This is a genomic window from Microbacterium yannicii PS01 (assembly GCF_000304335.1).
Taxonomy (GTDB): Bacteria; Actinomycetota; Actinomycetes; order Actinomycetales; family Microbacteriaceae; genus Microbacterium; species Microbacterium yannicii_A.
In genome coordinates this window covers 1-6040 of the sequence record NZ_CAJF01000058.1, presented here as the reverse complement: position 1 = coordinate 6040, position 6040 = coordinate 1, and the positions used below count along the sequence as shown (strand labels likewise).

At 66.4% G+C, this 6040-nt stretch carries 8 protein-coding genes and 1 pseudogene; 4 read left to right on the top strand and 5 right to left on the bottom strand.

From position 1 onward, the window contains the following. Together WYM_RS22050 and WYM_RS18650 are read left to right on the top strand one after the other, a co-directional pair. Positions 1-718: hypothetical protein (locus tag WYM_RS22050; protein WP_026059931.1), on the top strand; the 718-nt coding region annotated here is incomplete at its 5' end. Positions 719-1109: 391 nt separating this feature from the next. After that, on the top strand, positions 1110-1667 hold the full coding sequence (locus WYM_RS18650) for a hypothetical protein (RefSeq protein WP_157525367.1): 558 nt from the start codon (positions 1110-1112) through the stop codon (positions 1665-1667). A 60-nt stretch (positions 1668-1727) separates the two neighbouring features. Here WYM_RS18650 and WYM_RS20835 read toward each other — a convergent pair. The 3 genes and pseudogenes from WYM_RS20835 to WYM_RS18630 form a co-directional block, all read right to left on the bottom strand. Next, a pseudogene (locus tag WYM_RS20835) lies at positions 1728-2326 on the bottom strand (recombinase family protein). A 450-nt stretch (positions 2327-2776) separates the two neighbouring features. After that, a complete protein-coding gene (locus WYM_RS18635) occupies positions 2777-3058 on the bottom strand; it encodes an MFS transporter (protein ID WP_157525365.1) in 282 nt (93 codons plus the stop codon). A 95-nt stretch (positions 3059-3153) separates the two neighbouring features. Beyond that, the gene (locus tag WYM_RS18630; RefSeq protein ID WP_237739458.1) at positions 3154-3567 is read right to left on the bottom strand and encodes a hypothetical protein; all 414 of its coding nucleotides are present in this window, start codon (positions 3565-3567) and stop codon (positions 3154-3156) included. A 716-nt stretch (positions 3568-4283) separates the two neighbouring features. Between WYM_RS18630 and WYM_RS21875 the strand changes: the two genes are divergently transcribed. Both WYM_RS21875 and WYM_RS21870 read left to right on the top strand, forming a co-directional pair. Further along, positions 4284-4670 (top strand): hypothetical protein, encoded by a 387-nt coding sequence (locus WYM_RS21875; protein WP_157525363.1) that lies wholly within the window; start codon positions 4284-4286, stop codon positions 4668-4670. A gap of 42 nt (positions 4671-4712) precedes the next feature. Beyond that, a complete protein-coding gene (locus WYM_RS21870; RefSeq protein ID WP_019182360.1) occupies positions 4713-4964 on the top strand; it encodes a hypothetical protein in 252 nt (83 codons plus the stop codon). A 68-nt stretch (positions 4965-5032) separates the two neighbouring features. Here the strand turns inward: WYM_RS21870 and WYM_RS18610 are convergent, their stop codons facing one another. Further along, a complete protein-coding gene (locus WYM_RS18610) occupies positions 5033-5581 on the bottom strand; it encodes an ECF transporter S component (RefSeq protein WP_019182359.1) in 549 nt (182 codons plus the stop codon). After that, on the bottom strand, positions 5578-6040 hold a 463-nt coding region (locus tag WYM_RS20825), incomplete at its 5' end, for a siderophore-interacting protein (protein WP_019182358.1). The genes WYM_RS20825 and WYM_RS18610, both read right to left, overlap by 4 nt.

Genomic DNA, 6040 nt, shown 5'->3' with positions numbered 1-6040 from the left:
GTCGCGTTCTGCTGCGACGTCAGGCCGCCCTCAGCGTGTCGGCGCGGCGTTCGCTGTGCATGAGCGTGCCGGAACCCCAGTAATCGAGCAAGACCCCGCGACGGGGTCGACCGCCGATTCCGACGCCCTCGACCGAGCCCCCGCGGTACCGTGGTGGCGCCGCCGCCGCCGCTCGCTGATCGTCGGCGCCGTCATTGCGTCCCTCGCCCTGAACGTGGCGGTCACCGCGTCGATGTGGCAGCTGCTTGCTGATCGGTCCACTCCCATCCCGGCTGAGACAGCGACCGCGGAGGTGCCGACCGCCACCGGTGGGCAGAAACGTGGATCCTACGTGGCGGCACCGGATCGTGTGCTCGCACTGCGGTCGGACGGTGCCGCCGCCGATCAGCCGAGCGACCCGGGGGCCAAGCTCGACGCGCTGGGGATTAGTCCCGGGCAGCTGAAGCGCTACGAGGACTTCCCGGGCCCCGACGTCTGGGGCCACGTCACCGTCTGGAGTGGAGAATCTCGCTACGGCATGACCTGCCTGCTCCTGTCCGCCTCCGGCCAGCCCATCAGCGACGGAGGGCGCGCCGCAGAAGGGTGCTCCCTTACAGGCGCTGACACCATCGCAGACATAAGCGGGAGCGACAGTCTCACCCGATTCGTGCTCGACGGCGACCACATCAACGTCTACGTGTACGAGGAGGGCGCTGACCCGAACGCGTCGCAAGGCTAGCCGGCGCGCTGCACCACTGACCCGGCGCGCACGCTCGCGATCTCGGGGAATCGGTTCCACACGGACGTAGCAGCAGTGACGTCCATGAAGGCCACATGGCGCCCAGCTCGCGAGACTGGGAGCCCGCGGCATACCAGCGAACGGTGACCGACCCTCACGCGGGCGCCAAGTATGAGAGCGGACCGCAGCGGCAGAGCGGCCGGATAGGGGGCTCAGTGAGAAAGCGAACGCCGACACGCCCATATGATCACGACGTGGATGAGAACACCGCTCGATCGATGCTCGGTCTGACTAGTCAGCGGCTGCTCACTACCGGCCGAGTTGAGATGGCGTACGCCGCCGCCCGCGAGCGGGCTAGGGAAGTGGATTCGACGAGTCTAAGGTTCCCGTAGTGGTTGGCGTACGCATCTTCGGGCCCAATGTTCCCGAGGGGTACGAGTGGGCTCTGCCGGTCCACTCCGGTGAATTTGAGGTCATCGCAACCCTCGCAGAGCGCTCGAGCCGTGCCGCCTGGAATCCGATTCGCATGAAACTGCTCACGCTGGACGATCGCGGTCGAACGCGCCAGCACGCCCACCTGCCCTGGCTTGGTTCAGGTGAGCTCGTTCTCCGCGACGAGGCGATCGACGTCATTGGACCGCTCCTACGACGGCACGGCGAGGTGCTGCCTCTGCAATGCGACGATGCGCGACTCGCTCTCTTCTCGGCGCCACAAGTTGCCGGGGTGTTGGACGAGCAGCGCTCAGAGATCGTCCGGTTCACCTCAGGTCGCATCATGACAATTCCGGCAGCAGTCTTCCGTACTGAGGTGCTTGGTCATATCCAGGCATTCAAGTTGACCGAGATGCCGCGCGGGCAGCTTTACCTGGCCGAAGAGCTGGTTGAGTCCATCCGCGCTACGGGATTCTCGTCGGGTACGGACTTCACAGTCGTCTACGAGAGCCGCTGAGCCGTCAGCTCACGCCGAGACATCGGATCACCAAGCGACCGCTCAGCGTTCCAGAGCTCCTCACACGGCGACCAGCTGCTGCTTGGCTGCGGCGCGACGGCGTGTCTCTCGGTAGATTGTCGCGCGAGAGACGCCGAAAAGTTCGGCGATCTCGGTCTGGGAGTACGCGCCGCCGTCGAGGACCTCGTAAAGGTGCGAGCGCTGCGTCCGAGTCAACTTGGGCTCATTCCCCTTCAGTCTTCCCTTCGCGCGGGCAATCGCCATCCCTCTCGGGTACGCATCCGGATGAGATCCGCCTCGAACTCAGCGACCATGCCTAGCACGTTGAACAGCAACCGACCGATCGGATCGGCCGGGTCATAGGTGCTCCCGCCGAGACTCAACACCACTCCCTTGGCGGTGAGCTCGTCGGCTATGTCTCGCGCATCCTTCAGCGACCGTGCGAGGCGATTCAACTTGGTCACGACGAGCGTGTCGCCGGATCTGACTGCCGCAAGGGCTTCCCGCAGACCAGGCCGCTCCCGGTTTGTGCCCGTCATCCCGTGATGCACAAAGATATGGGCTTCGTCGACTCCTAGCCGCACCAGAGGGTCTCGCTGAACAGACAGATCCTGCTCGAGCGTCGAAACCCTCGCATAGCCGACCTTGATCTCATTCATTGCCACATCGTCTGGCTGAGTCCGACACGTCGCCAGGGGAGACGGTCGGTTCGGGTTCGGTCAACGTGCTCTGCGGTAGGTGGAAGCTGCGCTATACAGGCCCAGGACCACAAGAACGACGCCTCCTGTGACCAATACCGAGGGCCACGGCGACAGCTCCGACATCGCAGTTTCCCCTGTGGAATTCGCAACGTAGGAACATCTCGCGCCGTACGGGAACAGCGACACCCAGGGGTCGGTAGAGCCGATTCCCTCCTGATACTCCGCCACGAACTCGGCGGGTGGCGTGATCGAGTACAGACAGGGGGTGCGCCTTTGGAGCATCGGGCCAACCCCGGCAAGTAACCCGACGAAGAGGAGCCCGGCGCCGAGCAGAATCGATGCAACCCATAGTTCGAAGCGGTAACTCATGCCGCGCTCCACTGCGCCGCGATTGCCCCTCGCCATCGCTTACAACGCAGTGCCCTCGGGACCAACAGCGTGTCGGGTGTCCAGGGTATCTCCCCGAAGGGCGTGGCCGCGCTCGTCGGCTGATTGAACCGCGAGCGCGGCAACCTTGCCGATTAAGCCGCAGAGAAGAAGGATTCCGCCGAGGACGAGGGCGGCCGTCGCGAGGATCCTCACGATGGGCGGAAAGGCGAAAATGAAGAACGCACCAGCGATCAGCAACACGGTTCCTGTCATGATCCAGATTCCGACCAGCTTCTTGAGCTTGCGTAGCGAGGGGGTCACGTTTGCAGACTACCGACGCAGAATCAGTAGAGGTGCGCACCTCCCTGGCCCGTGGTGCTATATCCGCCTGAGATGCATGCGCGGGAAGCGATCCGTCAGCTTGTCGGCGACGAGCGGAAGATGTCGACCGTGGCGCCACGTGAGGTTGTGGCGAGGACCGTCGTGACGATACCGAGCCCGAGTGTGCCTGCGAGGAATCCCAGGGTTCCGAGCGCGCCCCACAGCCCGGGGGCCTGCGTGACTGCCGCCGGTGTCGCGACCGCCACCAGTTGTGGCACTGCCCACAGCGTGACCTGTCCGGCAAGGACCCACAGCGGAATCCAGTTCCAGGGGCTCGGGACGACGCTGGCGCGCGCAATCTGCACCGCGGCGATCACGCCGGCGATGAGGGGAAGAACCATCGAGAAGTACATCCAGAACAACCAGTCGCTGACTTGTCCGGGATCCAGCGGGCCGGTGAGCAGATTGACGATGGTCTCAGTGAGCGGCCACACGGCGACGACGGTCAAGGCGGCCAGCCCTAGCGGCTCGCGTGCGACCACGCTACTTGCCCGATTGAACCCGATCGCGAGAACGAGAACCGCCCCGGCCCAAATCCCGTCCGTGAGGACTGCGAGCACTTCGGCGGCGCCGGGGGTTCCAAGGACCGACCCGCGAACGATGCCCACAACGCCACAGGCCATTAGTCCGATACCACCGACCAGCCATATAGCTCTGCGCTCCCGCATACAATCACGCTAGCCGCCCCTCTCCGGCGTTCGGAGCAGAACCGGTCAAGGAACGCAATTGATGCCAGCCGGCAGTTGTGGAGGAGATGCGCGACTGTCCGGCAAGGTGGGACGGTGGAGGATCTCGCGGATGCCCTGCTTCGTGGTCCGCGCGGTCGTCGGATGTGCCTTGAGTACGCCGCCCGCACCGATGAGACGGTGCACACTGCGTTGTTCTGGCTCGGCCACGAGCTCGATCCGAACCCGGGCACGCTTCTCCGCCTCACGGGGTTACCTCCGACCCGGAACCTGATCCGACGTTCAGCGCCGACGACCTCTCGGCGCTCATCGACGATGTCGACCTGACTCATATCCGTGGAGACATCCTGAGGGAGGCGCTGCAGGCGTCGGTCGATCTCGCGCGCTACTGGCAGGAGCCCGACGGCGCGGATGCCGTCGCCGCCCTTCCGCCGGTACTGCACGTGCTCGGCCGTGTCGCGCGGCGTTTGGTTACAGCGATGCCCGACCTCGCCGCGCCGTGCGGGGAAGCACAGTGGGCAGTGCAGTGGCGTCCGCTTGCGGACAGCGAACTACTGGTGCGGGAACCCTCAGCCATGCTGGCCGAGTGGACCGGCGCCCAGCGTGCGGACGAGGAACGCTCAGCACGCGAGCGGCCCCATGACCCCCACGCCAACTGGTCAGGCACCTGGTGGTCGGTACCGCAGACGCTTCTCGCGACGCGCAGCAGTCCGGCGGATGCTCTTGAGCTGGTCGAAGACTCCCTCGGCTGGGAGGTCGCGACGATCATCCCCGTGCGCGGAGTGGGGCGGACGCTCGAAATTCAGACGCCGGAGGACTGGGCAGACTTCTGCCGCGAGTACCCGATGGAGGTCACCGCGTCCTGACGACACGACTGGTTCCGGGTTACCGGACGTGACGGGCGGTGGGTGATCCCGGACTGGGAGCGCGTCGCCGCGCGGTGGGATGCCGTGCACCTCACTACGCTCGGGTATCTGTCCACGGCCACTACGCTGGTCGAGATCGACGAGGAATACGGTTCAGTGATCGGAGGCTGGGCTCCCGACTCCACCATCTGGCTCACCGATGTCGCCCGCGAATGGACTCCGCAGCGCCAAGAGTGGACCCGCCCGCAAGACGACTGGCGCTGGTGTCCGCCCGAACTCCCATCCGCCCGCTGATCGATCGTCATCGGGCACCAGATCAGCCCGCTCAACGCCGTGCGGACGGGGACCGGAGAGGGAGCGTGTCAGGCGTCGGGTGCGACCACGGACTTCGGGCGACGGCGCGCCAGCTTGGCGACGCCGGCCGCCTTCAGACGGTCGGCGATGATGATCCCCAGCCAGGTGCCGCCGAGGCAGCTCGCCAGGGTGAGCGCGAACAGTCCGATCTGGACCGGCAGCGTCATCTCCCACAGGTTGAACGACACCGCGGCCAGCACCGGGTAGATCAGCGCGACGAACGTGGCGCCGGCGAAGTACTGCCAGGTCTTCCAGAACCGGTAGAGCACGATGAGGAACGGCAGCTCGGCGAAGAACGCCCACCACAGGTTGGTGAAGAGGTACGGAAAGACCACCAGACCCGAGATGAGTCCGACCAGGATGCCGGCCAGCGGCCGCTCGAGCAGGCGCAGGGCGACGACGGCGGGCAGCAGCCAGATGCCGGCGAGGCCGGCCGAGATGGGTCCGGCGACCGCGAAGAGCACCGTCGACAGGCTCGTGGCGCCCCACAGCAGCACGCCGCCGGCGACGCCGATCGCCGCGCAGGTGAGCAGGTACGACGTCGCGAGGCGGCTCACGCCGGGGTCTCCGCCGTCGCGCGCTGCGATCTCGGGGCCGGCGACGCCGCCCCCACGCGCCAGTATCCGCAGAAACTGACCAGGTCTTTCGGCACACCCCGCTCGCCGACCAGGTGGCGCCGGGCGTCGGTGGGAAGGGCCTGTTCGCCCACGATGTAGGCGTGGAACCCGGCATCCGGAAGCGTCGCCTCGGTGAGCGCCCGCAACGCGAGCATTCCCGGCTTCGTGCCGTACTCACGCACGATCCATTCGACGGAGAGGCCGGCCGGCCGCACGAAGTCCAGCGCGTCCTCCGCCGACGGCACCTCGATGATCGCCACGCCCGTCGCGCCGGCCGGCAGCGACGCGGCGACGCCCGCGATGGCGGGGAGGCCGGTCTCGTCGGCTACCAGGACGACCCGGTCCACGCCGCGATCGGGATTGAACGCGAGGCCCTCATCGATGATCACGACGCTCTCG

Bases quoted from the DNA above. Each gene is read 5' to 3' on its own strand.
- WYM_RS21875 (WP_157525363.1), top strand. From the start codon at position 4,284: ATGCCCGACCTCGCCGCGCCGTGCGGGGAAGCACAGTGGGCAGTGCAG.